The sequence below is a fragment of the Microbispora sp. CA-102843 genome (genome assembly GCF_050936215.1).
Classification (GTDB): domain Bacteria; phylum Actinomycetota; class Actinomycetes; order Streptosporangiales; family Streptosporangiaceae; genus Microbispora.
On record NZ_JBNJNF010000001.1, the window covers coordinates 5,420,376 to 5,446,436 of the forward strand.

Consider the following 26,061-nt stretch of genomic DNA (forward strand, 5'->3'; position numbering starts at 1 on the left):
GCGGTCGATGACCGCGGCGCCGACCCTGGGGAAGCCGGAAAGGTGACCCGACCGTACGGTCCCGTTAACACAGGAGCAACAGGGCGTCCCGGATGTTCGAACGCGAATTCCTTCGCTGGAACGGCTACGCCTGCGGCCGGTATCCGAGTCGCCGGGAGATCTCGGCGGCGGTGCGCCGCAGCGGCGCCTCCAGCCGCCCCGCCAGGGCGTCCACGGTGGTCGGCGCGAGGGTCAGGTACACCGCGACGTTGATCGCCGCCACAACGTCGCCGGACCGGTCGCGCACGGGCGCGGAGAACGACCTCAGGCCGGGGGCCAGTTCCTCGTCGTTGACCGCCATCCCGCTCTGGCGCACCTTGGCCAGCGCCGCCAGCAGCTGCTCCCGGTTGGTGATCGTCTTGGGCCCGCGGCGGGCCATGTCGGTGTGGTCGAGGATCTGCCGCAGCGCCGCCGGGTCCTTGTACGCCAGCAGCACCTTGCCCATCGAGGTGCAGTACGCCGGCAGGCGGGAGCCCACGTGCAGGTTGAGGTCCATGGCCAGGGCGCTGCGCCGGCCGCTGCGCCGGCGGTCCACGTAGACGACGTCCGGCCCGTCGCACAGCCCCAGGCTGACCGTGAACCCGGTCTCGTCGGCGAGCGCCTGCAGCAGCGGCCCGGTGACCCGGGTGAGCTCCATCGAGTCGATCGCCGCGAACCCGAGGTCGACGGCACGCGGGCCGAGGAAGTATTTCTTGGTCTCCGGGTCCTGCTGGAGGTACTCCAGCACCGTCAGCGTGGCCACGTACCGGTGCGTCGTGCTCTTGTTCAGGCCGACCACGCGCGCCAGGTCGGCGATCCCCAGCACCGATCGGTTCCCGGTGAAGGCCGACAGGATGCGCAGGCCGCGCTCCAGGGAGACGGAGTGCGAGGCGGAGGGATCGGCCGTTACACGGCCGGGCCGGCGGGGAGAGTCCTCTTCGATCACGGCGGTCAGCATATTGCCACCGAGTTCCAGCCATCCGAACGCATTTGACTGCCGGCCCGATTGCGTGAACGCTTTCTCGACCGTGCGGACGACGTGGGGAAGAGGATCGAGCCATATGACCGGAGCGGGGCGCGCCGGGAACGGGTGGCGCACGGCGCGACTCGGCCACTTCATCGGCGGCGACTGGGTGGCCGCCGGCTCCGGCCGCACCTACCTCGACCACTCCCCGTGGTCCGGGGCGGTGCTCTGCGAGGTCGCCGCCGGCGACGCCGAGGACGCGCACCGGGCGATCGAGGCCGCCCATGCGGCGTTCGGCGGCTGGGCCGGGGAGTCGCCCTGGCGACGCCAGCAGATCTTCCTGCGGGCCGCCGACATCCTGGAGGGCCGCCGTGCGGAGGTCCTCGACGCCCTCGCCGACGAGACCGGGTGCGGCCGTCACTTCGGCGACGTCCAGTTCGATTTCACACTCAGGCTCCTGCGCCAGGCCGCCCATCTGGCCTATCGGCCCGTGGGGGAACTACTGCCGTCGGACGTCGAGGGCACCCAGGCCATGGCCGTACGGCGCCCGGTCGGCGTGGTCGCGGCGATCGCGCCGTGGAACGCCTCGCTCACCCTGGCGGGACGGGCGATCGTCGGCCCGCTCGCCCTCGGCAACACGGTCGTGCTGAAACCCTCGGAGGAAGCCCCCTACACCGGAGGCGCGCTCTGGGCCGAGATCCTCCACGAGGCCGGCCTGCCCGCCGGCGTGCTGAACGTCGTCACCCACGCCCCGGGCGAAGCCGGCGACATCGGCGACGCGATGCTCGCGAACCCCCTGGTCAAGCGGATTAACTTCACCGGGTCGACGCCGACGGGACGGCGTCTCGCCGAGAAGGCCGGGCGGCACCTCAAGCGCGTCGTGCTCCAGCTCAGCGGCCAGAACCCGCTCATCGTCGCGCGTGACGCCGAGGTCGGGTACGCGGTGGACGCCGCGGCCTACGGCGCCTTCGTCCACCAGGGACAGGTGTGCATGTGCGCCCGGCGCGTCTACGTCGAACGCCCGCTGGCAGAGGAGTTCGCCGAGCGGTTCGCGGCCAAGGTGGCGGCCCTGCCGACGGGCGACCCGCACGACCCGGAGACGGTCGTCGGCCCGGTCATCAACGAGTGGGCCCTGGCTCTCCTCGACCGCCGCGTCAACGAAGCCGTCGAACTCGGCGCCCGTGTCCTGGCCGGAGGGGTGCCCCGGCCGCCGTGCTATCCGGCCACCGTTCTCACCGACGTCCCAGACAAGGCCGAGATCGCTCACGGCGAGACCTTCGGGCCGGTCGTGATCCTGGAGGCCGTCGACTCGGCCGAGGAGGCGGTCGCCCGGGCCAACCGGTCGGATCTGGGCCTGGCCGCCTCGATCATCACGGGTGACAGCCGCCGCGGCCTGCGCCTGGCGGCGAAACTGGACGTCGGCATCGTCCACGTGAACGACCAGCCCGTCAACGACGAGCCGCACATGCCGTTCGGCGGCGTCAAGGACAGCGGCTGGGGCCGTTTCGGGCTCGGTTTCGCCGCCGAGGAGTTCTGCGAGCTCCAGTGGGTCACCGTACGCGACCAGGACCGGACCTTCCCCTTCTGACCTACACCGCCGGCGGCGGGACTGGATTCCGGCTCAGGCGCGGACGCTCTCACGGCGAGTGAGCGCGCAGAGCGCCTGCCGGCTGGAAAAACCCGCGACGCACCTGCCTCTGGTACCAAGCCCCCAATCCACGTGACGGTGGCTGTCGTGGCCGCCGCGAGGGCCTGGGCGGGCTCCCCAAGAGTTCAGTGGCCGTCGGCGGAGGTGGACACTTGGCCGACGGGGAGATCTGCCGGTGTTTCGATCAGTACGAGGTACGTCCACCGCACGTGGTGCACGAGCAATGGTCAATACCTGCGGATCGGTTTGGGTGTTGCTGAGTCAGCGAAGTTGTCCGGCCTGGTGTAGGTCATCGAAGATGATCTGGTCGACCGGGGACACGCGGTCGCGGTCGGCGTAGCTCAGCCAGGTGATTTCTTCGATCTCGCTGCTGGGCGTCGGTACGCCGTGATGGTCGGCGGTGTAGCAGGTCATCTGCACGGTGATGCCCTCGGCGTGGCCGTGCGCTTTGGCCTGGTAGGTGCCCACGTGGGTGGCGGTGGCGGGGATGATCGTGATGGAGAGTTCCTCGTCGATCTCGCGGACGAGGGTGTCGATGTCGCTTTCGCCGGGCTCGCGCTTGCCGCCGGGGATGTAGTAGGCGTTCTTGCCTCGTGATCGGGTGCTGAGGATCTTGCCGTTGTCCAGGTGGATCCAGGCGATCTTGTCGATGATGCTGTTCACCGTGGTGCTCCTGTGGTCGGGGACAGAGGGATGGGTCAGGCGGCCAGGTCGTCAGGGCGTTCGAGGAGTTTCCCATTGGTGAAGACCGCTCCGGCGCGGACGAGGGCGACCAGGTGGGGTGCGTTGACCGCGCGCCAGCGGGCTTGGGCGGATTTGATCAGCTTGAAGGCCATGGCCGGCCCGGCAGGAGGAATAGTCACGACCTGTGGATCGGCGTGTCGCGTGGCTTGCTGATCACCTCCTGATTCGTCGGGTCGTTCGACGAGCTGGCGTTCTCGAACCTTGGCTCTGTGAACGGCATGTCGCGCTGCAAGGCGAGTGTTTCGTCGAGCCGGGCCTCACCATCGAGGGGGTCAGCGAGCGGCCCATTGCGCTGATTGCAACCTATGTCACGCGCCCGGACCCGGCATGAGGTCGACGTCGCCGGCGTGCATCGACTCGCCGCAGTGGGCGCAGCGCAGGTCGACACCGCTGACCTCACCGCACGCGTGGTGGCGGTAAAGCACCGGCGGGCCGGCCTCGCCCGCGAGCCACTTGTCGCCCCAGTTGGTCATGACCATGAGCAGGTCGACCAGCTCGGTGCCCTTCTGCGTCAGGTGGTACTCGTGCCGCGGACGCTGGTCGTAGGGACGGCGTTCCAGCACACCCTGGTCGACGAGGTGGGTCAGCCGCTCGGTCAGCACCTTGCGTGAGATCCCGAGGTCGGCCTGGATCTGTTCGAACCGGCGGAGCCCGACCCACACGTCACGCAGGATCAGCGGCGACCAGGGCTCCCCGATGACGTCGAGTGTGCGCGCGATCGAGCATGCCATTCCGCCGAAGTTCGTGCGCTGCATGAGACCAGTCTAACAATTGGGGGTTCCCTTAGGGAACTCGATGGTATTAAAGTCTCTTAAAGGAACTCAAGGAGGATCACCGAGATGAGCAAGGTCTTCAGCGCCCACGCCATGTCGGTCGACGGATACATCACCGGTCGCGATCCCGGTGCCGGGCACGGACTCGGCGACGGGACGATGCTCTTCGACCGGTACTTCGACGGCGACACGCCCAGCCAGGTGTTCGACGGATTCCGGCTGAGCGAGCCCAGCGCCCGGGCCTTCGACGCCCTCGCCGGACGCGTGGGCGCCACCGTGGTGGGACGGAACACCTACGAGGACTCCGACGGCTTTGGAGGCGGCAGCCCCCACCCGACGGCCCGGCTGTTCGTCCTCAGCCATCGGCCGGTCCCGGAGATGAGCGAGCGGCAGTCCCTCGTCACCACCGGCATGCAGGACGCGATCGCGGCGGCCCGCGAGGCCATCCCGGTGCCCGGTGTCACCCACCTCCACTACGAGGTCGAACGATGACCTCGTCACTCACCGACGATCACCACCAGAAGCCCGCCGACAACCCACACCAGGAGATGACCATGATGCTCGACCCCACCGTGCGCCGCGTGCTCGACGGCACCCCGCTCGCCCACCTCGCCAGCGTCCTGCCCGATGGCGCCCCCCACACCGTCCCGGTCTGGATCGGGACGTACGGCGACCACATCGTGTTCCTCACCGGCCCTGAGTCGCGAAAGGCCCGCAACCTGCGCCGCGACCCGCGGGTCGCGCTCTCCCTGACCCCGCCCGACAACCCGTTCCAGCCGGTCATCGTCCGCGGCCGCGTCGTCGAGTGGCTCGAAGGCGACGCCGCCTGGACGATCGTCGACCAGCTGGCCACCAAGTACATCGGCCGGCCGTACTCGCGAGACGAAGAGCGCGTCGTCGCGGTCATCGAACCCGAGCGGCAGACGGTAGGCCTCGCATGAGCGGCAGCGGCAGCCGCCTGGCCGGCGTGCAGCGATCCGATCACATCATTGACGATCTTCATCTGTGAGACCGCGCTTTTGTGGGTGGATCGTCTCGCCGCGGGCGAGCATCTCAACCAACTGGGTGATGCGGCGGGCTCGGGTGTCGGCGCGTTTGGCGTTCGCGATCCGATAGAGGACGGCGTAGCGGTTTTGGGAGGTAAGGATGTCGAACATCGCTTGTGCCTGGGGGTTTGCGGCCAATGCGGCGGCCAGGTCGGCTGGTATCTCGATGTCGGCTTGTCCCGCGTAGGCCGTGTCCCAGCGGCCGTCGGCCTTGGCGCGTTCGACCTCGGTCATTCCGGCCGGATGCATCCGGCCCTCGCCGATCAGACGCGTGACGATGGAAACGTTCCGCGCCGACCAAGGGCTTTGCCTTCCGCGAGGGGTGAAGCGCCGAAGGAAGGTGATCTCATCCCGCCGTCGCAGCTGACCATCGATCCAGCCGTAGGACAGTGCTTCGTCGAGCGCCTGGTCATAGGTCAGGCTGGTGGGCCGGGTCGTGTTCTGCTTGGCGAGGACCAACCACACCCCTGCCGAGCTGTCGTGGTGCTTGCCGAGCCACTCCCGCCAGGCTCGGGCATCGGTAACGGTCAGTTCCAGTAGTTCGTCGCTCACCGTTATGCGCCTCTCGTGATCATCCGTTGGGGGTCGGTCGACAGAGGCTACGACATGACCCGGTCGGAAACGGTCCTGGTTATCGAACAGACTGGTGTCCGTGCTCAACACCTCGGCGCGGCTGCTGCGGCTGCTGTCCTTGCTGTCCACACGGCAGTCCTGGACATGCGCTGATCTGGCGGCCCAACTGGAGATCGCCGAACGGACGGTTCGCCGCGACATCGCCCGGCTACGTGAACTCGGCTACGGCATCGAATCGGAGATGGGCCCATGGGGCGGCTACCACCTCGGGCCCGGGACCAACATTCCGCCACTGATCCTCGACGAGGAGGAGGCGCTCGCGGTCGCCGTCGGGCTGCGCGTCGCCGCCTTCAGCGGAGTCTCCGGCAGCGACCAGGCAGCCCTGTCGGCTCTGCTGAAACTACGCCAGGTGTTACCGGCCAGGATCGCCGACCGGCTCGGCGAGTTGGACGCCGCGTTCACCCACACCACCCGACCCGACGACAGCCAGATCTCCCCCGCGCTGCTGCTCGACCTGGCCACCGCGTGCCGACAAGGCGAACGCACCCAGCTGACCTATCGCGACAGGGCCGGATCGACGTCCACCCGCCGGGTGGATCCTTACCGTCTGGTCTACACAGGCCGCCGCTGGTATCTCCTTGCCTACGACCTGATGCGGCAGGACTGGCGCACCTTCCGTGCCGATCACATCATCGATGCCACAACCACCGGGCAGTCCACCGCCCTGCCCGACCCGCCAGATCCAGCACAGATGGTCAGCACGGGCATCGCGCTGAGGCCCTACCCGGTGCGGGTGACCATCCGCCTGGCCGTACCGGCCGATGAGGCCCGCAGGCTGGTGCCACCAACGGTCGGTGTCCACCGCCCCGACGGCGATGACACCACGATCATCGAGATCGGCGGGCCAGACGCCGACGGCCTGGCCCGCTACCTGCTCAGCCTCGGCCGGCGACTCCAGATACTGCACCCAGAGGAGGTCCGCCAGGCATTCCTCGCCCGCACACAACAGCTCCTCAAGGACAACCGGTAACACAAACGCCCGGCGATCGCTGGCACGGCTACCTGCCGTGACGGTGCCGGCCTCGCCCCGGGGACCTCTGGCACCCCGGCTTCGCCCGTCACGCCCTGGGATCCAGCAGTCGCGCGCTCAGGGCTGCCCGAGCCCCGGCTCCGGCCGCTTGATCCAGAGCGCGCTCCCCCGTGCGGGGGAGGCGAGTGGTTCCCGTGGGGGAAGTGGACGCCGGGCGCTCGCCGAAAGGATCTCGACCATGGACACGGGTTGGAAGCATCGGTGAGCGGCACCACGACACCGGTCGAGACGGACCAGGTCGGTGCCAGATGGACCGCGGCGCGCGTAGTGGCCGGCTATGGCGCCGCCCTGTCGCTGTCGCTCTATCTCGCGGTGAAGGTCGTCTGGGTGGTCGCCGCGCTGCTCGGGCACACGCCGTCCACCTTCACCGACGGCGACTGGGTCTTGTTGAACGCGGTCACCATCGCCATGGCGGTCGTCGGCATCGTCCTGGGGCTGGTCCTCGCGCAACGATGGGGACGTCGCGTCCCGGCGTCACCGCTGGTCTTCTTCGCCTGGGCGGGAGCCGGATTCCTCATACCGATGATCCCGTACATGCCGTTCAGTGCGGTCCTCGGAGGAAGCGCGGGAGCCGGCGACTCCGGCGGCGGGGATGCGGCCCCGTCCTGGGAGCTGGTCTTCATCGGCATCGGATTCGCGGGCATGGCCCTGGGACTGGCCATAGCGCTCCCCATCTACATGCGGGAAAGGTGGCCGACCGCGTTCGTCGGACGCGTCGGCGACCACCCCGTGCCCCTCGGCCGATTCCACCTGCGAGCGCTGTACATCCTGGTCGCGGCGCTGGCCCTCCTATGGACGCATTGGGCGGCGGGCGGAACGCTCGGCCTCGCCCCCGCACACCGCGACCTGATGGACGTCAACGGACGGCTGCTCGCCGGCAACTCCGCGCTCTGGGCCGTCTTGGGTGCCGCTGCGATCCGTACGGTCGCCACAGGACGGCCGAGGATGCCCTGGTGGATCCCCATGGCGTTGGCCTTCGCGTCGTCGGGCTCGCTGTTCGCGTGGGCGGTGTGGAAGCTCCCGTGGGCTCTCATCCGGCCGGGCGGCTACGCGACCGCCGAATATACGGCCGTTTCCGTCGTCCAGCACGGGCTGAGCGTCACCGCCGGAATCGTGATGCTCGCCGCGCTGCTCAAAGCCGCGCGGCCACGCCAGAGCGGGGTCCGGTGACTCGCGCCCCGGCGGCCCGCCTGGCCGCCGGGGCGCCGGTCGGCTCGAACAGCCGGCCGGCCGGGTGGATGGGCACGCCGGTGAGGACGTGCCCGATCCGGACCTACTGCGCCCGTTGCGGGGTGCTACTCGATGAAGGCCGTCGCGTGGTCGCGGGCCCAGGTGGCAAAGGTTCGAGGAGCGTGGCCGGTGACCTGTTCGACGGTGCCGGTCAGGGGCACGGGGCGGCCGTCATTGGCCCGCCAGTAGTCGAGCAGGGCGTCGGCGTAAGGACCGGGGATGTAATCGGCCATCTCCTGTTTCCATTCCTCCGGGGTGACGTGGTCGACGGTGATCGGCCGGCCGATGATCTCGGCGAGTCGCTCGATCTGTTCGCTGAACGTGAGGCTCTCCGGGCCGGTCAGGTGGAGGGACCGGCCCTGGTGGCGTGGGTCGGTGAGCACGGTGAAGGCCACGTCGGCGAGGTCCCGTTCGTGGACGGGGTCGGTGTGGGAGCCCGGGTAGGGCAGGCTCACCGGACGCCCGGCCTTGATGGGCCACGCCCAGGCGCCCGCGTTGCCGGCGAAGGAGCCGGGGCGCAGGATCGTGGTGGTGAGCGGTGAGGCGAGCAGTGCGGTCTCGACGTCGAGATGGGACTTGGCCAGCAGATTACTGGCCGCGTCGGGATCCAGCACGCTGGCGGAGGACAGCAGGACGACGTGCTTGACCCCGGCCGTGACGGCGGCGTCGACGAACTCGGCGATGTGCGAAGCCTCGGCGTACAGGAAGACCTCGGTGACGCCGGCGAGAGCCGCGGGGAAGGTGGCGGGATTCGTGAGGTCGCAGGTGACGGCCGTGACGCCGGCGGGGACCTGTAGCTGTCCGGGATTGCTGGAGGCCACGCGTACGGGGCGATCGGCCTGGAGCAGCAGGGTCAGCAGGTGGGTGGCGACCGCGCCGCGGCCTCCGGTGACGAGAATCATGGAAATACTCCCGTGATCGGTACGGATATGGATGCGGGTGCCTTCCGGAAGCGCGGAAGGCTCAGTGGGCGTGCGCTCCCCGGCGGGGAAGCAGCGGGATGCTCATCGCGCATGCCGCGGTGATGGCCAGGGTGAGGAGCAGGCAGGGCAGAACGCCGCTGGAAGGAACGCTCGGCGTGACGGTGGCCAGGTAGACCGTCGACACGATGGCGGAGCCGGCCGCGTTGACGATCTGCTGCACCGCGTTGAGCACGCCGCTGGCGCTGCCCGCCTGGGCGGCGTTCACATCGCCGAGGGCGACCGCGAACACGGCGCCGAAGCAACAGCGGCGATGCGGCTGCGCACCGTGAACGAGGCGGCGATGATGCCGACGAACACCGGCGCGGTGACCACGGCCGCGTGGAACGGACTCAGGCCCAGACGCTGCTGCAAGTAGAGCGCCGTCACGTACATGACGCCCGTGACGGTGCTGAAGAACAGCGCGCCGAAGACCAGACCGGCCACGAAGCCGCGATTGCCGAACAGCGACCGTTCCAGCAACGGGCGACTGGTGCGTGCCTGCTGCCATCCGAACGCGGCCAGCGCGACGGCGCCGGCGGCCGTGCCGACGAGGGCCCGGGCCGTCCACTCGCTCGTGCCGCCGTCGACCAGTCCGGCCAGGAGCAGTCCGAGACCCGCCATCAAGGTCATGGCGGCACCCGGCCGGACGCTGACAGACCCGTCCCCGCCGAAGGGCGGGATGACCCTCAGACCTGCCGCGAGCATCAGGACTCCGAACAGGACGTTGAGGAGGAACACCGAGCGCCAGGACAGGCCGAACATCATGCCCATCGACTCACGAGGGATGACCCGCACCAGCAGGACGAACCCCTGAGGGATGAGCAGGCCGCCGAACGCCCCCTGTCCGATACGGAAGGCCACGAGTTCGAACGGCGTGGCGGCCAAGGCGTCCGCGAGCGAGCAGAGGGTGAACCCCGCCAGCCCGATGAGGAACAGTCGCCGGCAACCGAACCGATCCCCCAGGCGGCCGCCGACGATCATGAGGGAGCCCATCGCGAGCGTGTAGCTCGCGCCGAGCCAGGGAGCCAGTGACCAGGAGGCGCCGAGGTCCCGCACGATGGTGGGGGCGGCCACGTTGGTCACCGTGGTGCTCAGCAGGTCGATCACATCGGCGGCGACCACGAGCAGGAAGACTGCCCATGCGCGTGGAGACAAGGTTGAGGACATGGCTGGGCGAACTCTCCGCTGAGAGATCCAGACAACCTGCTCTGAGGCTGTCGTGCCGGCCGGATGTCCCGACACGCTCGCGTACGAGCGCTGCACCTTACGATCAAGAAGGTACCAGGAATCTCACGCGACCGGAGAACCCGCTCGAAAGGCCCGGCCCGGCCTGCGCCGACGATTGTCGCCCAGGACGGCGGGCGGCCAGGTGGTAGCCGATCGGGGTACGCCAGTCGCGCCCTATCACGCATGGGCACGGGTCACATCTCGCCCGCACCGGTCGTGACCCCGTGCATGGGCAGGGCACCGATCTGGCCGTACTCGTGGGTCGGCTCCACCGCCGGCCATCCTCTGCCGTCGAAGGAATTCAGGGCGGTCCAGTGTCCAAAATCAAATGACGGCACGTCCAATACCGGCTTTATGCTCGTCGCCGTGGTCGGCGCGCGGCATCCGCTGGCCGATCGCTCAGCGGTGCGGCTGCGCGACCTGCGTGGCGAAACGTTCTGCTTCCTCAGGCGCGCCCTGGTGCCCGCCTACCTACGACCTGGTCATGTCGGCGCTACGGGAGGCCGGCGAGGACTTCGAGGTCTGGGAACACCCCATGCCCGGCCTCCGCGTCTCCCCGCTGCGCGACGACGGCACCGGCTTCACCCTGGTCTCCGAGTCGGCCGGCACCCGATTGGGGGCCTCCCTGATCGCCCTGCCACTCCTGGACCAACTGCCCGCCATCGAACTGCGGATCCTCTGGCGGACCTCCGAAGTGCCGGCACGCGCCCAGGCCGTCCTCCGGGCCGCGTACGAGCTGGCCGGAAGCGAGAGCTGGAGCAGCTCCCCCGCCGGACAGGCGTGATCGCAGCCGCACCGGCTTCTTGAGCGCCGCGTTCCGCGACCGTGGGCCCGGCCTGCCGTCACTCGCCGTGAGTGCCCGGTCTCCGCGGCACGACATGCACGCCGGAGGTCTGGCATGCCGACGTACGCCCTGTGCATCGCACTGTCAACTTGTCTGACTTACCGACCTAATATCACTTTATTTGCCCTTTATGTTAACAACATGACTTGGATCCTTTATGGGCGAAAAGAATTCATTGACAGGTGGTGACAGTAAACGTTTAATGTGTGCGATCTTGCGGATTTCGTACGGGAGATAACCCATGTTTAGGTTTCCCGGACTGCGGCGTTGGCGTGCGCTCACTGCCGTGGTCGTGGCGGGTGTACTGGTGGGAACCGGGGCACCCCCGGCCGCGAACGCGGCGGAGGAAGGTCGGACGGCGTCCGACGCGGGCCGGCTCAGCGGCTGGCAGCGGGCGCTGGCGCGCGCCGCGGAGATCCGGGAACCGGTCGAGGTGACCGAGGCCCGGACCGAGTTCACCACCACATACGCCAATCCGGACGGCGAGTCCTTCCGGCTGGAGCAGTCGACCACCCCCGTCCGGGTCAAGGGACAGGACGGGGCGTGGGTGTCACCCGACGCGACGCTGCTGCGGCGCGCCGACGGAAGCGTGGGGCCGGTCGCCGCCGCCGTGGGCATCTCCTTCTCCGGGGGCGGTGACGGCGGGAACCTCGTCACGATGAACCGGGACGGCCGGACCCTCGCGCTGGGCTGGCCGGGTACCCTGCCCGCACCGGTGCTGGACGGTCCGAACGCCACCTACCAGAACGTGCTGCCGGACGTGGACCTGAGGATGACCGCGACGACCGAGGGCTTCCGCCAGGTCCTGATCGTCAAGACTCCGCAGGCCGCGGACAACCCGGCGCTCGCCCGGATCCGGTACGCCGTCAGGTCGTCCGGACTCACGGTGGAGGAGACCGCGGACGGCGGCATGTCCGCGACCGACGGCAACGCCACCGAGGTCTTCACCTCGCCTCCCGCCGCGATGTGGGACTCCACCGGGAACCCCGCCGCCGGGCAGATCGGGGCGGCCGACGCGCCCGCGGCGCCGTCCTCCTCGACCCCTTCCGCCGCCTCCACCCCGGCCTCGAAGGGCGGCGCTCCCCAGGGCGCGCCCGCAGCGGGCGACTCACCGGCCCCGAAGACGACACCGGAGACGAGCGTGCCTTCCGGCGAGGGGCAGGCCGCCGACGGTCCCGCCCCCGGAGCGGGGCACGCCGAGCTCCCGATCGAGGTCGGCAAGGACACGCTCACGCTCGTCCCCGACGCCGGCCTGCTGCGGCAGAAGGACGAGTCGGCCTACCCCGTCTACATCGACCCGACCGTCACGTGGGGCGAGACCGACAGGACGCTGCTGCGCTCGGACGGCTACAAGTCGTACAACTGGGGCAACGGCAGCAACAACCAGGGTGAGGGCGTCGGCCACTGCGGCACCTGGAACGGCTACTACTGCGGGCCCGGATACACCCAGCGGCTGTACTTCCAGTTCTCCCCCGCCAGCCTCAAGGGCAAGCAGGTGCTGAGCGCGGCGTTCCGCGTCACCGAGCCCTGGGCGTTCCAGTGCAGCCCCCGGTGGGTCGACCTCGTCCGTACGAACAACTTCACGTCGTCCACCACCTGGTCGGGCCGTCCCAAGGAGCTCGACTGGATGGTGGACCGCAACGTGTCGGCGGGCCGCGGCTCGGCGTGCGACCCCGACCAGCCGACCGCGCCGATCGAGTTCAAGGACAACCCCGCCGAGCCGAACGAGAACCTGACCCCGACCGTGAAGGACTTCGCGGCGGGCAAGTTCTCCAAGCTCACGCTGGAGCTGCGGGCGCACGACGAGAGCGACACCTCCGCCTGGAAGCGGTTCAGGAACGACGCCGTGCTCGTCGTCGACTACGTGGGAGTGCCGGCGCTGCCGACCGGCATCGGCATCGTCACCGGGTCCGGCACCGTCTGCGAGACCAAGGAGTCGGCGCCCGCGATCGTCTCCAGCCCCACCCCCACCCTGGCGTCCACTCCGCAGACCGCCGCGGGCGGCGAGTCGGGCGCGATGCTGCGGGCGGCGATGGCCGTCGACAAGAAGAACGCCGACGGCACCTGGACCGAGGCGTTCACCACGATGGAACGGCCGACGACGGGGCACGTCGGCGACAACGTGAAGGTCACCGCCTCCACGCCGACGCTGTCGGAAGGGGTGCTGTACCGCTACCGCTCGTGGACACGCTCGTACTACAGCAACTACACCAAGCAGTTGCCCGGGCCGTCCAACGCCTCGACCACCGGATGGTGCTACTTCAAGGTCGATCCGACCGCGCCGAAGGCGCCGGTGGTCACGCTCGGCGCGCCGTACACGGCCTGCACCGCCACGAGCTGCGCGCCCGCCGGCGGGCCTGGCCAGAGCACGACCGTCACCTTCGGCCCGGCGTCCGGTGACTCCAACAACGTCGCCTACCAGTACCGCGCGTCCAGCAGCTCGACCTGGTCGTCCGACATCGCGGGCGCCACGGCCAAGGCCGTGATCACCCCGCCGGCCGCCGGGACGTACAGCCTCTACGTCCGGGCCAAGGACATCGTCGGCAGGTACGGCGCGACCACGGTCGTCGACTTCCTGGTCGCCGCGGGCGCCGGCCCGGTCGGCAGGTGGCACTTCGACGAGGACTCCGGCGCCGCCGTCGACCGGGGCACCGGACACCACGACGCCACACTGTCCGGCGGCGCCGCACGGGACACCCGGGGACGCCGCGGCGAGGTCTGGTACGACGACGCCGGCACGGCGCTCACCACCCCGAAGGTCGACAAGGGGTTGAGCCTGAACGGCACGTCGGCGTACGCGGCGACGTCCGCGCCCGTGCTGGAGACCCGGTCGGCCTACACGGTCGCCGCCTGGGTGCGGCTGGACAAGGTGAGCGACGACGGCATCGTGCTCTCGCAGGACGGCTCCGGCGGCTACAGCCCCTTCCTCCTCTGGCACGAGAAGGACTACGGCGCCTTCTGCTTCGGCGTCAAGGAGAAGGACGAGGCGACGGGCAAGGCGTACTACGGGGTCTGCGGCAAGAACAACACGTCCAGGACGAACGTCTGGACCCACCTGGCCGGCACCTACGACCCGGCGACGCAGAAGCTGAGCTTCTACGTCAACGGCGTGCCGCAGGGCACCGCCACCGTGTCCGGCGTGTGGTCGGCCACGGGCCCGTTCGAGATCGGCCGCTACAAGTGGGCCAACATCTTCCAGTTCTACTTCCCCGGCTCGATCGACGAGGTCGCCGCCTGGCAGCGCGTCCTGACCCCGGAGGAGGTCGCGACGGAGGCGCGGTCGGAGTCCCCGGCGTCCGGGCGCAACGACGTGGAGCTGGTGGCCGACTGGGACCCGGCGGGCGCCGCCGGGACGCAGGTGCCCGACTCGCTGTCGGGGTACGGCCGGGCGCTGGCGCTGGCCGGCGGGGCGTCGCTGGACGGCGAGGGCCTGGTGCTCGACGGCGTGGACGACGCCGCCACCACCGCGGGCCCGGTCGTGGACGACACCGGCTCGTTCACGGTGACGGTGAAGGTCGAGCTCGACCGGGACAAGGTCCTCGCGAAGCCGATCGGAACCGTCGGCCAGGTGGCCGGGCAGCGTACGGCCGACGGGTCGTCGTGGGGCCTGTGGTTCGAGCTGACCGGCAAGGAGACGCAGCTCGACGACGACGGCAACGAGGTCAGCGTCCCGGTCGGCTTCTGGCGCTTCGGCCGCGTCAACAAGGACGGCACGAAGACCTGGGTGAGCTCCGACACCTCGGCCAGCCTGGACAGCCCGGTCCGCCTCACCGGCGTGTACGACGCCCTGGCGGCGAACGGGCGGGTGGCGCGGCTCTACGTCGGCCACGAGCAGAACGACCTCGACATGGCCTACACCGCCCTGCCCGGGTCGGGCGACTTCGCGGCCGGCAAGGGCTTCAGCGCGACCTCCTGGGGTCACTTCCTCCCCGCGAGGATCACCGATCTGCGGCTGTGGGCGGGAGCCATGGCCGACTCCGACCAGATGGACGCCGTCATCGGCGACTGACGGAGGGTGCGGGGACCGGCGGCGCCGGTCCCCGCACCGCCTCGCTTCACCCCGGTTTACCTGCGGGTTCTCTTTCGTCCTCTTGAGGAGGTTGGGTCATGCGACGGCCCGGAATTCGTGCTGCCCTGGTGGCCGCGCTGGCGGTGGTGATCTCGTTACCCGTCGGGGTGACGGCGGCCTCGGCCGCCGTTGTCTCTACGGCACAGAGCCCGCCCGGCGCCCCTCCCGTACAGAAACAACGGTCCAGCAAGGTCAAGGCCATGGACGTGAGCGGGGCGAAGGAGGCCAGGGAGCGGGTCGCCGCGTCCAGGGCGCGCAACGACGCCGCCGCCGACCGGGCCGCGAAGGAGCGCGAGGCCTCCCGGTGGCCGGACGCCGGCGAGGCCGACGTGCCGATCGGCGGCGAGCGGAGCGTCAGCGTGGGCGGGCTCCCGGTGAGCCTGAAGCCCGCCGCCGCGGCCTCCGGCACCTCCACAGAGCAGGCGGCGGGGACGGCCCGCGTGCGGGTGCTCGACCGCGCCGCCGCCGAGGCGGCCGGGGTGGACGGGGTGCTGCTGACCGCGTCGGCGCAGGCCCCGGGCACCGCGACGCTGAGCGTCGGCTACGCCGCCTTCGCCTCCGCGTACGGCGGCGGGTGGAGCGGCCGGCTGCGCCTCGTGCGCCTGCCCGCCTGTGCCGCGACCACCCCGGAGCGGGAGGAATGCCGCACGTGGACCCCGCTGGACACCGACAACGCCGCCGCGGCGCAGACCCTCTCGGCACCGGTCGCGTTCGACGCCGCCCCGGCGGTGCTGGCCGTGACCGCCGCCACCCCCGGTGAGGGAGGCGAGGCGGCGGACGGCAGCGGCAACTACGCGGCCACCCCGCTCGCCTCGTCGTCCACCTGGGAGGCGGGCGGCAACTCCGGCTCCTTCTCCTGGTCCTACCCGATCGCCCCGGTGGAGCCGGCGGCGGGACCGGCGCCCGCGCTCGACCTGTCGTACGACTCGGGCAGCGTGGACGGGCGCACCTCCACCAGCAACAACCAGGGCACCTCGATCGGCGAGGGCTTCGAGACCGCAGCCACCTCCTACATCGACCGCCAGTTCGGCACCTGCCGCGAGGACGGCCACGACAAGCAGTACGACCTGTGCTGGAAGTACGACAACGCCTCGCTCGTCCTCAACGGCAAGGCCACCGAGCTCGTCAAGGACGACACCAGCGGCAAGTGGCGGCTGAAGAACGACGACGCCTCCACGGTCACCCACTCCACCGGCGCCGACAACGGCGACGACGACGGCGAGTACTGGACCGTCATCACCGGCGACGGCACCAAGTACGTCTTCGGCCTGAACAAGCTGAGCGGCGCGGGCAGCCAGCGCACCAACTCGGTGTTCACGGTCCCGGTGTACGGCGACGACTCCGGCGAGCCCGGCTACGACAAGGGCGGCGCCTTCGCCGACCGCTCCGTCACCCAGGCGTGGCGGTGGAACCTCGACTACGCCGAGGACACCCACGGCAACGCCATGACGTACTGGTACACGGCGGAGACCAACTACTACCGCAAGAACAAGTCCGCCACCGCGGCCACCTCCTACGTCCGCGGCGGCTACCTCGACAAGATCCTCTATGGGCAGCGGTCCGACACGCTGTTCACCGTGGACGCGCCCTACAAGGTGGACTTCTCCTACGCCGAGCGCTGCACGGCCTCCGACTGCGGCAGCCTCACCAAGGACACCGCGGAGAACTGGCCCGACGTCCCCTTCGACGCCATCTGCAAGAAGGACGCGAACAAGGACGACTGCCACGCCGAGAGCCCGGCCTTCTTCAGCCGCAAGCGCCTGGTGAAGATCGAGACGAGCGTCCTGTCCGGCACCGCGTACAAGGCGGTCGACTCGTGGGCGTTCACCCAGAAGTACCTGGACGGCGGCGACATCGGCAGCTCCGCCGACCAGACGCTGTCGCTGACGTCGATCGTGCGGACGGGCTCGGCCGGTGACACGCCGCTGACGCTCGACCCCGTCTCGTTCACCTACGCCATGCGACCCAACCGGGTGGCCGGCGGCACCCAGCCGGGAGGCGGCAACATCCTGCCGCTGACCAGGCCGCGCGTCGAGACGGTCACCTCGGAGACCGGCGCGATCACCACGGTCAGCTACAACGAGCCCGAGTGCGTGCGCGGCTCGAAGATGCCGAAGGCCGAGGACGACAACGCGCTGTCCTGCTATCCGCAGTTCTGGCACATCAACGGCGCCACCGACGCCTCCATCGACTGGTTCAACAAATACCGCGTGCTCGCGGTGAACCTCGCCGACCCCGCCGGGCACAACCCGCTCGTCGAGTACGCCTACGAGTACGCCGCGCCCGGCTGGCGCTACAACGACAGCCCGTTCACCCCGGCCGACGAGCGCACCTGGTCGCTGTGGCGCGGCTACCAGAAGGTCACGACGTACGTCGGCGACGCCGACGGCACCCGCACCAAGTCGGTCGAGGTGTATCTGCAGGGCATGAACGGCGACCGGCTGCTCAAGTCGGCAGACCCGCGGACGGTCGACCCCGACAAGAGGCGCGCCGCCACCGTGCCCGGCCTCGACGTCGCCGGTCTCGACGTGCCCGACCTCACCGACTCCGAACAGTACGCCGGCTTCACCCGGGAGGAGATCACCTACGACGGGGCCGACCCTGTCGACGTGACGGTCAACGACCCCTGGTCGGCGAAGACCGCCACCCAGCACAAGTCGTACGCCGACACCGAGGCCTACTACGTGCGCATGGGGAAGACGTCGGAGCACACCTACCTGACCGTCCCCAAGACCTGGCGCACCGTCACCACGTCCACGACGTACGACTCGTACGGCATGGCGGTCAAGGAGGACAGCACTGGCGACACCGCCAAGAGCGGCGACGAGACCTGCACCCGCACCTGGTATGCCCGCGACGACGCCAAGGGCCTGAACTCGCTCGTCTCCCGCACCCGCGTGGTCGGCCGCGCCTGCTCGGTGAAGGAGGCCGACCTGTCGCTGCCCGCGGGCTCCGACACCTCGGGCGACGTGCTGTCCGACACGGCCACCGTGTACGACAACGCCGCCGCGACCGGCTGGGCGGCGAGCCAGAAGCCGGTGAAGGGCGACGCCACCTGGACGGGGCGGGCCACCGGCTACCCGTCGGCCGTCACCGGCGACGACCGCCCGCCGACCGGCTGGCAGCGCACCGAGTCGACCACCTACGACACGCTGGGCAGGCCGCTGACCGTGACCGACGCGGGCGGCAACCCCGCCACCACGGCGTACACGCCGACGGGGGCCGGGGTCCTCACGAAGAAGGTGGACACCAACGTCAAGCAGCAGAAGGTGACGACGTTCCTCGACGGGACGCGCGGCCTTCCGGTGCGCACCTACGACCCGAACAACGGCAAGACCGAGCAGACCTACGACGCCCTCGGCAGGCTGACCGGCGTGTGGCTGCCCGACCGCAGCAAGGACGGCGGGCAGACCCCCACCTACGCCTACTCCTACGTGTACGAGCGGGGCAAGGCGCCCGCGATCGGCACCTCGACCGTCAAGTCGTCCACCACGGCGAGCTGGTCGTATGAGATCTTCGACTCGCTGCTGCGGCCGATGCAGACGCAGAAGCCGACCCCGAACGGCGGCCGGCTCCTGACCGACACCCGCTACGACTCGCGCGGCCTCGCCTACGAGACCTACGCCGACATCTTCGACTCCAAGCAGACGCCGAACGCCACCTACACCAGGGAGGAGTACGGCGAGGCGCCCAAGCAGGCGAACATCGTCTTCGACGGCGCCGGCCGGCAGATCCGCAGCACGTTCCTGACGTACGGCGTGGAGAAGTGGACGACCACCACGACCTACACCGGTGACTCCACCGCCGTCAGCGCGCTGACCGGCGGCACGGCGACCCGGACCGTCACCGACGCGCTCGACCGCACGGTCGAACGGCGCGAGTACAACTCGCCCTCCCCCGCCGACACCCAGTGGGGCGCGCTGACCTCCAGCGGGTACACCTCCACGTCCTTCACCTACCGGACCGACGGCAAGCAGCTGACCGTCACCGCTCCCGACGGCGCGAAGTGGTCCTACGCCTACGACCTGTTCGCGCGGCAGACCGGCATCAGCGACCCCGACAAGGGCGCGAGCACCGTCCGCTACACCGCGCTCGACCAGACCGACACGGTCACCGGCGCGAACGGCACGGTCCTGCTGTACGGCTACGACGAGCTCGGCCGCAAGACCGGGCTGTGGTCGGGGTCGCGGACCGACGCGAACAAGCTCGCCGCCTGGACCTACGACACCGTGGTCAAGGGCCAGCTCGCCTCGTCCACCAGTTACGACGGCGGCGTCTCCGGCAAGGCGTACACGAAGAAGATCCTCGCGTACGACGGCCAGTACCGCGCGACCAGCACGGAGATCGACATCGACCCGAACGACCCGATGGTCCTGTCCGGGGCGGCGAAGGCCAGCTACACCTTCGGCAGCGACTACAACCTCGACGGCACGCTGAAGAGCTCCACCGAGCCCGCGGCCGCCGGATTGGCCGAGGAGAAGATCAGCCTGACCTACACCCCGACCGGGCAGGTGACCGGGCTGACCGGCACGACCGACTACCTCCAGAAGGCCGACTACAACGCGCTGGGCAAGCCCCTGCAGTTCACCCTCGGGCTGTCGGGAGCCACCGAGGCCAAGAAGACCTTCCTCAACAACACCTACGAGGAGGGGACCGACCGGCTGAAGCGGTCCTTCGTCACCACCCAGTCCACGCCGGTCAAGCCGCAGGACCTGGCCTACCGCTACGACGACGCGGGCAACGTCACCGCGATCGCCGACACCCCCACCCAGGACGGCGCCGGACAGAGCGACATCCAGTGCTTCGCCTACGACGGTCAGCGGCGGCTGACCGAGGCGTGGACGCCGGCCACCGACGACTGCGCGAACAAGACCTTGGGTGGCGCGGCTCCGTACCGGACCTCCTACACCTACAACACCTCCGGGCTGCGGGCGACGGAGACCCGCTACACCGGCTCCACCGCGACCACCTCGACGTACTGCTACGGCGACACGTCCAAGCGGCACGCCCTGACCTCGGTCGTGACCGGTTCCTGCACGGGCGCGACCGCCACCTACTCCTACGACAAGTCCGGCAACACGACCGGGCGCAACGGCCAAGTGCTGACCTGGGACGCGCAGGGCCGCATCGCGACCCTGACCCAGAGCACGCAGAAGACGGCCTACCTGTACGACGCCGACGGTGGGCTGCTGATCCGCCGCGCGGTGAGCGACGGGGAGAGCGTGCTCTACCTCGGCGCCACCGAAATCCACTCGAAGAAGACCGGAAGCACCGTCACGACCTGGGGCAGCCGCTTCTACGCCGCCGACACGCAGGTGATCGCGGTGCGCACCACGCAGGGCGGGAAGAACGCGGTCTCCTTCCTCGCCGGCGACCAGCACGGCACCTCCTCGCTGTCGGTCGACGCGGCCGGTCAGGCGATCAGCAAGCGCTTCACGACCCCGTTCGGCGCGCCGCGCGGGAGCACGGTCGGCGGCGCGTGGCCCGACGACAAGGGGTTCCTCGGCAAGCCCGCCGACGCCGCCACCGGGCTCACCTACGTGGGGGCCCGCATGTACGACCCGGCCGTCGGCAGGTTCCTGAGCGTGGACCCGGTGCTGTCCACCGACCAGGCCCAGTCGCTCAACGGGTACTCGTACGGCAACAACAACCCCGTCACGTTCAGCGACCCGACGGGTGAGGAGATCGGGTCGCGGCCCAACTCCTGCCAGTACGACCTGAAGTACTGCTCGAAGAAGGAGCAGGGGAAGGTCGGGTACGACCCCAAGACCGGCAAGGTCGACCCGTACAAGAACAAGAAGAAGCCCAAGAAGAGCTCCCCCACGCCGAAGCCGTCCCCGGGCCCGTCGCCCAAGCCTCCGGCGGGCGGCTGCTACTGCAAGCCGGTCCACCGCGGCAACGGCGTCAACCTGCTCAAGGCGCTGCTCATCCACCCGTTCCACTGGCAGAACAACCTGAACGGCGCGAACACGCTGGCGGTGACGTACGAGATCTTCGCCAGCGAGGGGTGTGAACGGCGGGCCCTGCAGTACGTCTGCTACGGCGGCTCTCCGGGCGGCGACCAGCCCATGACGGTCGGCGACGTCCACTTCTACCCGCACTCGAAGAAGGAGTTCGAGAGCCGGCTGCGGGACGAGAAGCAGGCCAGGGACGACATCGCCAAGATCGCTGGGCGTGCGACCGCGGACAAGTACGGGCCCAACCTCGAAAAGCACGAGGCGGTGCACTCCGAGCAGTGGTCGCATTACTACAGCGCCACCGACTACATAGTCGACTACGGTTTGGCCACCGCGAAATCGCACTTGGAGACGGGCAGCAACGTGGCCACCAACCGCTTCGAGGTGGGGGCCAACCTGTGGTGGGGCGGCTACGTCGAATGGCAGCCGCTGCACTGGGGCCCGGTCAGCTAGGAATTCAGGGCGACAGGAGGAAAGGACGACGATGACGCGCAGAAGAAGGCCGGGGTCCGGGTACGCGGCCGCCGCCCTGACCGCCCTGGCCTTCTTCGCCGCGGCGTGCGACAGCACGCCCACGCCCAAGGGCGTCCTCGCCGTCGAACGCGCCGAGGACGGCGGCGTCAGGCTGCTGCTCGCCGGCTGCCCCGGCTACGTCGCCCGGGACTTGTCGGTCCTGGAGGACACCGAGGGCGGCGAGACGGTGGCCTGGAGCGTGCACAACGGCGGCGCCGGCGCGGCGGTGCGGGACATCCGGGCGTTCCAGGCGCCGCCCGAGGGCTGGCGGTCCACCGACGACAGCCTCACCGCGCTGCGGGAGGGCGTGCCCTACGTCGCGACCGTCAACGGCTTCGTGGACGGCCGGAACCTGCGGGGCAGGGTGCCGTTCACGGCGGCGGATCTGGCGGGTCTCGGCGGCGGGCAGGTGCTGGCCTGGGCGGGAGGCGACGAGACCGTGAAGACGGGCCGGGACGCCTTCCTGCGCGCCGACCCGGACCGCTGCCGTCCGTGACCCGCGCCTCCGCCCGGCGGGACCGGGCGGAGGCGCGGGAGGCCCCCGTCAGCTCATGCGGAAGACCGGGCCGCGCTGCGGGCCGGTCTCCTCATATGGGGACCGTGTACCCGGGTTCCTCGATGCCGCTCCAAAATGTCGGCAAAGGTGGTGACCAGAGTTTCCCGCACTGGTGCGACGCCTCGTCCAGGCCGGGGAGTGGACGAAGAGATTGACCTGCCTGCGACTGTCCGCGTTCCTGCAGCCCGGTAAGGGAGCAGCATGTCCGCGAAACCAAGAGGTTTGGTGCGTGCGGCGGTCGACTGGGCCGTGCGGTGGGTGATCGGTGCCGTGGGAGGCCCGGCGCGCTTCCAGATCATCGCCGTCCTCGCCTGCGTGCTGGCGCTCGACGCGGCGGACAAGGGAACCGTGGGAGCGGTGGCGGTGGAACTGAAGGAGAGCCTGGGCATCACCAATACCGAACTCGGTTCCTTGACCGCGGTGTCGTCGGCCTCGGCCGCCTTGGCTGTGATACCCGTGGGTGTCCTGACCGATCGGGTACGGCGGGTCAGGCTCTTGGCCGCCAGCGTCGTGCTGTGGGTGCTGGCGATGCTGGCCAGCGGCTTGGCGGATTCGTACCAGTGGCTCCTGCTGTCGAGGCTGGCGCTCGGCGCCGTGTCGGCCACGGCAGGGCCCACGCTCAGCTCCCTCATCGGCGACTTCTTCCCGCCGGGTGAACGAGCCCGTGTCTACGGGTTCATCCTCAGCGGAGAGATGCTCGGCGTCGGACTCGGCCTGCTGGTGGGTGGCAATCTGGCGCACCTGCTGTCATGGCGTGCCGCGTTCCACCTGCTCGCGCTGTTGGGGATCCTCCTCGTGATCGTGATCGTGCGTAAGCTTCCCGAGCCGGCGCGCGGCGGCCAGAGTCAGCTGCGTCCGGCGGAGCACCTCCCGGCCGCGGAGCGGGGCGCCGGCACGTCACCGAGCCGGAGCGATGCGGTGCACTTCGCCTTACGGGGCCGCGGCGTCGAACCCGATCCTGTGCTGATACTGCGGCGAGACCCCACGCGGATGTCGATGTGGGAAGCGGCGCTCTACGTCCTGCGGATACGCACGAACGTCGTGCTGATCATCGCGTCCGCGGTCGGCTACTTCTTCTTCGCCGGCCTGCGAAGCTTCGGCGTGCTCTTCGTCAACCGGCAATACGGTCTCACCATGGCGGCGGTCACGGGCCCGGCCCTGCTCGTCGGATTCGGCGCCCTGGCGGGCGTTCTCAGCGGTGGGCGGATCGCCGACCACCTGATTCGCCGTGGTCGTCTCAGCGCACGCATGATCGTTCCCGCGGTCGCCTACCTGACCACCGCCGTGTTCTTCGTCCCGGCTCTGCTGACGACGTCGACCGTGACGGCGTTGCCGTTCTTCCTCGTCGCCGCCGGGTGCCTTGCCGCCGCCAATCCCCCGCTGGACGCCGCACGTCTCGACGTCGTCCACTTCCGGCTCTGGGGACGCGCGGAAAGCATACGTACGTTCCTTCGAATGGGTGCGGAGGCAGTCGCCCCGGTGACCTTCGGATTCCTGGCCGACGTCCTCGGCTCGGGCGGCGCCAAGAGCGCGCGGGGCCTGCAGATCACTTTTCTGATCATGCTCGCGCCCCTGGTGGCGAACGCGATCATCCTTCTCCACGGCAGGCACTCCTATCCCCGCGACGTCGCGACAGCGGCCGCCTCCGGGAAGCCTCGCGTCCGGTGACCCGTCCCGCCGCGCCCTTGCCGGCGATCGGCAGCACCAGGACGGCCAGCGCGCCACCGATCCACAGCACGTTCGTCGCCCCGGCGGCCTCGGTGGCGGTGGGGGCGGCGTTGAGGATCCAGGTCTGGAAGGTGACCGGGACGGCGTAATTCCTCACTGAGCTCTTCGACGACCCGCTCTTGATCTTACATGGATTTTAGTTAATACTGAAATGACTGTAAGAGGGAGGTGGGCCGGGCGTGACCGAACAGGAACCGCTGCTGGAGTGGGTGGAACGGATCGCCATGTACCTGGCTCGCGACGGGGTGCCGCCCATCGCCGGGCGGGTGCTGGGCTGGCTGATGATCTGCGATCCGCCCGAGCAGTCCGCCGGGCAGATCAGCGACGCCATCGGCGCCAGCCGCGCGTCGCTGACCTCGAACCTGCGGCTGCTGACCGGCATGGGCTTCCTCACCTCGCGGACGCGGCGGGGCGAGCGCACCGTCTACTACCGGATGGCCGAGGACGCCTGGGCGATCGTGGTGCGCCGGCAGGTCGCCGGGATCACCGCGTTCTTGGACATCACCCGGGACGGGCTGGCGCTGACCGGCCACGACGAGGACCGTTCCGGGCGGGTGCGTCAGGCGCACGCCACGTTCGAGTGGATGGCCAAGGTGTTCGACGACGCCCCGCCGCCACCATCGCAAGCACGGCCCCGATCGGAGGGATGAGGCATGAAGGGACGGCCCGCGGCGGCACAGACCGCGCTCGGCCCCGTGGTGATCGCCGCCACCGAACAGTACGAGCCACCCGGCCGGCGCCTGATCGATGACGGGCTGGCGATCGGCCTGCTGCCCGTGACCATGCGCGGTGTCGTCCGGGCATGCCGGTGGCCTGCCGTACGCCGATGGATGATCAGGGCGTCGGAGCAGCGCGCACGCGGCATCTGGGGCGGCGTGCTGTGCCGCAAGCGTTACGCCGACGACAAGGTGGCAGAGGCCCTCCATGCCGGGATCACGCAGGTGGTCGTGCTCGGGGCCGGCCTGGACACCCGTGCGTGCCGTCTGACGCCGCCCGGCGGGTATGCCTACGAGCTGGACCTGCCGGCGAACGTCGAGGACAAGCGGCAGCGGCTGCGAACACTGCGCGGCGGTGTACCGGAGCACGTGCGGCTGATCGGTGTCGACTTCGAGACCGCCGATCTGGGCGGGGTGCTGGCCGAGCACGGGTTCCAGGCCGACAGGCCGGCGGTGTTCGTGTGGGAGGCGGTCACGCAGTATCTGACCGAGGAGGCGGTTCGCGGCACGTTGGCGTTCTTGTCCCAGGCCGCGGCGGGCAGCCGACTGCTGTTCACCTATGTGCTGCGGGACTTCCTGGACGGCGGCGGCCACGGAGCGACGGCGATGTATGAGGAGTTCGTGGTCAAGCGGCGCCTGTGGCGGTTCGGTCTGGCTCCGGGCGAGGTCGCCGGCCTGCTGGCGGACTACGGCTGGGCGGAGCGTGAGCAGGTCGGCCCCGCCGAATACCAGGCCCGCTACCTGGAGCCGGCGGGACGTGAGCTGCCGGTGTCCGACCTCGAACGCTTCGTCTACGCCGAGAAGCAGTAGACGCACTCAGCCTGCGGCGAGGAAATCACGAATCCCCGCGGCGACGCGGGGACGGTCGGGGCGGCTCCTCCCAGTCGGCCTCCCGGGGCTCGACCGCGATCCGCACCGGCCCGTCGCCGAGGTAGGCGGGCCGGCCGGTGAGCCGGAAGGCGGCGAGGTCGGTCGTCTCCCGGAACGCAGGGAGACGGTAGAGGTCCCGCGCGTACGGCCAGAGGTGGGGATAGTCCGTCAGCGGCCGTTCACCGATCCCGGCGAGCGGATTGTGCAGCAGGTCCCACCTGACCAGGACCACCCAGAGCTGCACGTCGGACTCGGTGAGGCGATCCTCGAACAGGTATCGCCCGTCGGCCAGGCGGGCGTCGAGGCGATCCAGCGCTGCGAGCACTCCGCCGCGCCGCCGCTCGTACTCCTCCTGCGTGGCGGCCCGTGGGAGGAAAGGCTCAGAGACGGCTCCGCGCCAGCCGTAGCACGGACTCTACACCAGACCTGCATCACTCGAAACGATCAGTGTGATAACCCCCGTACCCGGCCTGCTCGCTCTGGGGCGCTGCGTCGGGCGCGGGCACGCCATCTTCCCCGAGTACCCGCCAGCC

General features: G+C 69.8%; 20 protein-coding genes and 2 pseudogenes. 13 read left to right on the plus strand and 9 right to left on the minus strand.

The genetic code is table 11. The annotated features are described in order from the left end of the window. Positions 1 to 124: 124 nt before the first annotated feature. Complete coding sequence (locus tag ACQEVJ_RS25175; protein WP_433105011.1) at positions 125 to 964, minus strand: IclR family transcriptional regulator; 840 nt, start codon at positions 962 to 964, stop codon at positions 125 to 127. A gap of 115 nt (positions 965 to 1,079) precedes the next feature. On the opposite strand from ACQEVJ_RS25175, the gene ACQEVJ_RS25180 reads away from it, so the two are divergent. Beyond that, entirely contained in the window at positions 1,080 to 2,570 is a 1,491-nt protein-coding gene (locus tag ACQEVJ_RS25180; protein WP_433105013.1) for an aldehyde dehydrogenase family protein, read from the plus strand. Between the two features lie 321 nt (positions 2,571 to 2,891). On the opposite strand, the gene ACQEVJ_RS25185 is transcribed toward ACQEVJ_RS25180, so the two are convergent. The 3 genes and pseudogenes from ACQEVJ_RS25185 to ACQEVJ_RS25195 form a co-directional block, all read right to left on the minus strand. Then, a complete protein-coding gene (locus tag ACQEVJ_RS25185; protein ID WP_433105015.1) occupies positions 2,892 to 3,293 on the minus strand; it encodes an NUDIX hydrolase in 402 nt (133 codons plus the stop codon). 35 nt (positions 3,294 to 3,328) lie between these two features. After that, positions 3,329 to 3,478: pseudogene (locus ACQEVJ_RS25190) on the minus strand (IS256 family transposase); the annotation flags it as partial. A gap of 204 nt (positions 3,479 to 3,682) precedes the next feature. Then, a complete protein-coding gene (locus ACQEVJ_RS25195) occupies positions 3,683 to 4,129 on the minus strand; it encodes a winged helix-turn-helix transcriptional regulator (RefSeq protein ID WP_433105017.1) in 447 nt (148 codons plus the stop codon). Between the two features lie 84 nt (positions 4,130 to 4,213). Here ACQEVJ_RS25195 and ACQEVJ_RS25200 point away from each other — a divergent pair, with 84 nt between their 5' ends. Together ACQEVJ_RS25200 and ACQEVJ_RS25205 are read left to right on the plus strand one after the other, a co-directional pair. Continuing rightward, positions 4,214 to 4,639, plus strand: a complete 426-nt coding sequence (locus tag ACQEVJ_RS25200) for a hypothetical protein (protein ID WP_433105019.1) — start codon at positions 4,214 to 4,216, stop codon at positions 4,637 to 4,639. Further along, positions 4,636 to 5,088 (plus strand): PPOX class F420-dependent oxidoreductase, encoded by a 453-nt coding sequence (locus tag ACQEVJ_RS25205; protein WP_433105021.1) that lies wholly within the window; start codon positions 4,636 to 4,638, stop codon positions 5,086 to 5,088. Before ACQEVJ_RS25200 ends, ACQEVJ_RS25205 begins: the two co-directional genes overlap by 4 nt. A 45-nt stretch (positions 5,089 to 5,133) precedes the next feature. Here the strand turns inward: ACQEVJ_RS25205 and ACQEVJ_RS25210 are convergent, their stop codons facing one another. Then, entirely contained in the window at positions 5,134 to 5,745 is a 612-nt protein-coding gene (locus ACQEVJ_RS25210) for a YdeI/OmpD-associated family protein (protein WP_433105023.1), read from the minus strand. Positions 5,746 to 5,845: 100 nt separating this feature from the next. Between ACQEVJ_RS25210 and ACQEVJ_RS25215 the strand changes: the two genes are divergently transcribed. Both ACQEVJ_RS25215 and ACQEVJ_RS25220 read left to right on the plus strand, forming a co-directional pair. Then, positions 5,846 to 6,796, plus strand: coding sequence for a helix-turn-helix transcriptional regulator (locus ACQEVJ_RS25215; protein WP_433105025.1), 951 nt, complete (start codon positions 5,846 to 5,848; stop codon positions 6,794 to 6,796). Positions 6,797 to 7,057: 261 nt separating this feature from the next. Next, positions 7,058 to 8,026, plus strand: coding sequence for a hypothetical protein (locus ACQEVJ_RS25220; protein ID WP_433105027.1), 969 nt, complete (start codon positions 7,058 to 7,060; stop codon positions 8,024 to 8,026). Positions 8,027 to 8,151: 125 nt separating this feature from the next. Here the strand turns inward: ACQEVJ_RS25220 and ACQEVJ_RS25225 are convergent, their stop codons facing one another. The 3 genes from ACQEVJ_RS25225 to ACQEVJ_RS25235 form a co-directional block, all read right to left on the minus strand. Further along, the gene (locus ACQEVJ_RS25225) at positions 8,152 to 8,988 is read right to left on the minus strand and encodes an SDR family oxidoreductase (protein WP_433105029.1); all 837 of its coding nucleotides are present in this window, start codon (positions 8,986 to 8,988) and stop codon (positions 8,152 to 8,154) included. 61 nt (positions 8,989 to 9,049) lie between these two features. Further along, positions 9,050 to 9,298 carry a hypothetical protein gene (locus tag ACQEVJ_RS25230; RefSeq protein WP_433105031.1) on the minus strand — a complete coding sequence of 83 codons (249 nt, stop codon included), beginning with the start codon at positions 9,296 to 9,298 and terminating at the stop codon, positions 9,050 to 9,052. Beyond that, positions 9,271 to 10,203 carry an MFS transporter gene (locus tag ACQEVJ_RS25235; RefSeq protein ID WP_433105033.1) on the minus strand — a complete coding sequence of 311 codons (933 nt, stop codon included), beginning with the start codon at positions 10,201 to 10,203 and terminating at the stop codon, positions 9,271 to 9,273. The genes ACQEVJ_RS25230 and ACQEVJ_RS25235 overlap by 28 nt, the downstream gene beginning before the upstream one ends. A 556-nt stretch (positions 10,204 to 10,759) precedes the next feature. Between ACQEVJ_RS25235 and ACQEVJ_RS25240 the strand changes: the two genes are divergently transcribed. From ACQEVJ_RS25240 to ACQEVJ_RS25275, 8 genes are all read left to right on the plus strand, one after another. After that, a complete protein-coding gene (locus ACQEVJ_RS25240) occupies positions 10,760 to 11,059 on the plus strand; it encodes a hypothetical protein (RefSeq protein ID WP_433105035.1) in 300 nt (99 codons plus the stop codon). Positions 11,060 to 11,426: 367 nt separating this feature from the next. After that, the gene (locus ACQEVJ_RS25245) at positions 11,427 to 15,128 is read left to right on the plus strand and encodes a LamG domain-containing protein (RefSeq protein WP_433105037.1); all 3,702 of its coding nucleotides are present in this window, start codon (positions 11,427 to 11,429) and stop codon (positions 15,126 to 15,128) included. Positions 15,129 to 15,226: 98 nt separating this feature from the next. After that, positions 15,227 to 21,598, plus strand: coding sequence for an RHS repeat-associated core domain-containing protein (locus tag ACQEVJ_RS25250; RefSeq protein WP_433105039.1), 6,372 nt, complete (start codon positions 15,227 to 15,229; stop codon positions 21,596 to 21,598). A gap of 31 nt (positions 21,599 to 21,629) precedes the next feature. Beyond that, complete coding sequence (locus ACQEVJ_RS25255) at positions 21,630 to 22,154, plus strand: hypothetical protein (RefSeq protein ID WP_433105041.1); 525 nt, start codon at positions 21,630 to 21,632, stop codon at positions 22,152 to 22,154. 261 nt (positions 22,155 to 22,415) lie between these two features. Beyond that, entirely contained in the window at positions 22,416 to 23,882 is a 1,467-nt protein-coding gene (locus tag ACQEVJ_RS25260) for an MFS transporter (protein WP_433105043.1), read from the plus strand. Further along, positions 23,879 to 24,031, plus strand: a complete 153-nt coding sequence (locus ACQEVJ_RS25265; RefSeq protein WP_433105045.1) for a hypothetical protein — start codon at positions 23,879 to 23,881, stop codon at positions 24,029 to 24,031. The genes ACQEVJ_RS25260 and ACQEVJ_RS25265 overlap by 4 nt, the downstream gene beginning before the upstream one ends. Positions 24,032 to 24,121: 90 nt before the next feature. Next, entirely contained in the window at positions 24,122 to 24,592 is a 471-nt protein-coding gene (locus ACQEVJ_RS25270; protein WP_433105047.1) for a GbsR/MarR family transcriptional regulator, read from the plus strand. A 3-nt stretch (positions 24,593 to 24,595) separates the two neighbouring features. Beyond that, positions 24,596 to 25,468, plus strand: coding sequence for an SAM-dependent methyltransferase (locus tag ACQEVJ_RS25275; protein WP_433105049.1), 873 nt, complete (start codon positions 24,596 to 24,598; stop codon positions 25,466 to 25,468). Between the two features lie 25 nt (positions 25,469 to 25,493). On the opposite strand, the pseudogene ACQEVJ_RS25280 reads toward ACQEVJ_RS25275, so the two are convergent. Beyond that, positions 25,494 to 25,871 (minus strand): annotated as a pseudogene (locus ACQEVJ_RS25280) (glutathione S-transferase C-terminal domain-containing protein); the annotation flags it as partial. Between the last annotated feature and the right edge of the window lie 190 nt (positions 25,872 to 26,061).

Excerpts from the sequence above, each read along its gene's own strand:
- ACQEVJ_RS25180 (WP_433105013.1), top strand. The coding sequence starts at position 1,080 with ATGACCGGAGCGGGGCGCGCCGGGAACGGGTGGCGCACGGCGCGACTC.
- ACQEVJ_RS25195 (WP_433105017.1), bottom strand. The coding sequence starts at position 4,129 with ATGCAGCGCACGAACTTCGGCGGAATGGCATGCTCGATCGCGCGCACA.
- ACQEVJ_RS25200 (WP_433105019.1), top strand. The coding sequence starts at position 4,214 with ATGAGCAAGGTCTTCAGCGCCCACGCCATGTCGGTCGACGGATACATC.
- ACQEVJ_RS25205 (WP_433105021.1), top strand. The coding sequence starts at position 4,636 with ATGACCTCGTCACTCACCGACGATCACCACCAGAAGCCCGCCGACAAC.
- ACQEVJ_RS25225 (WP_433105029.1), bottom strand. The coding sequence starts at position 8,988 with ATGATTCTCGTCACCGGAGGCCGCGGCGCGGTCGCCACCCACCTGCTG.
- ACQEVJ_RS25240 (WP_433105035.1), top strand. The coding sequence starts at position 10,760 with ATGTCGGCGCTACGGGAGGCCGGCGAGGACTTCGAGGTCTGGGAACAC.
- ACQEVJ_RS25250 (WP_433105039.1), top strand. The coding sequence starts at position 15,227 with ATGCGACGGCCCGGAATTCGTGCTGCCCTGGTGGCCGCGCTGGCGGTG.
- ACQEVJ_RS25255 (WP_433105041.1), top strand. The coding sequence starts at position 21,630 with ATGACGCGCAGAAGAAGGCCGGGGTCCGGGTACGCGGCCGCCGCCCTG.
- ACQEVJ_RS25260 (WP_433105043.1), top strand. The coding sequence starts at position 22,416 with ATGTCCGCGAAACCAAGAGGTTTGGTGCGTGCGGCGGTCGACTGGGCC.
- ACQEVJ_RS25275 (WP_433105049.1), top strand. The coding sequence starts at position 24,596 with ATGAAGGGACGGCCCGCGGCGGCACAGACCGCGCTCGGCCCCGTGGTG.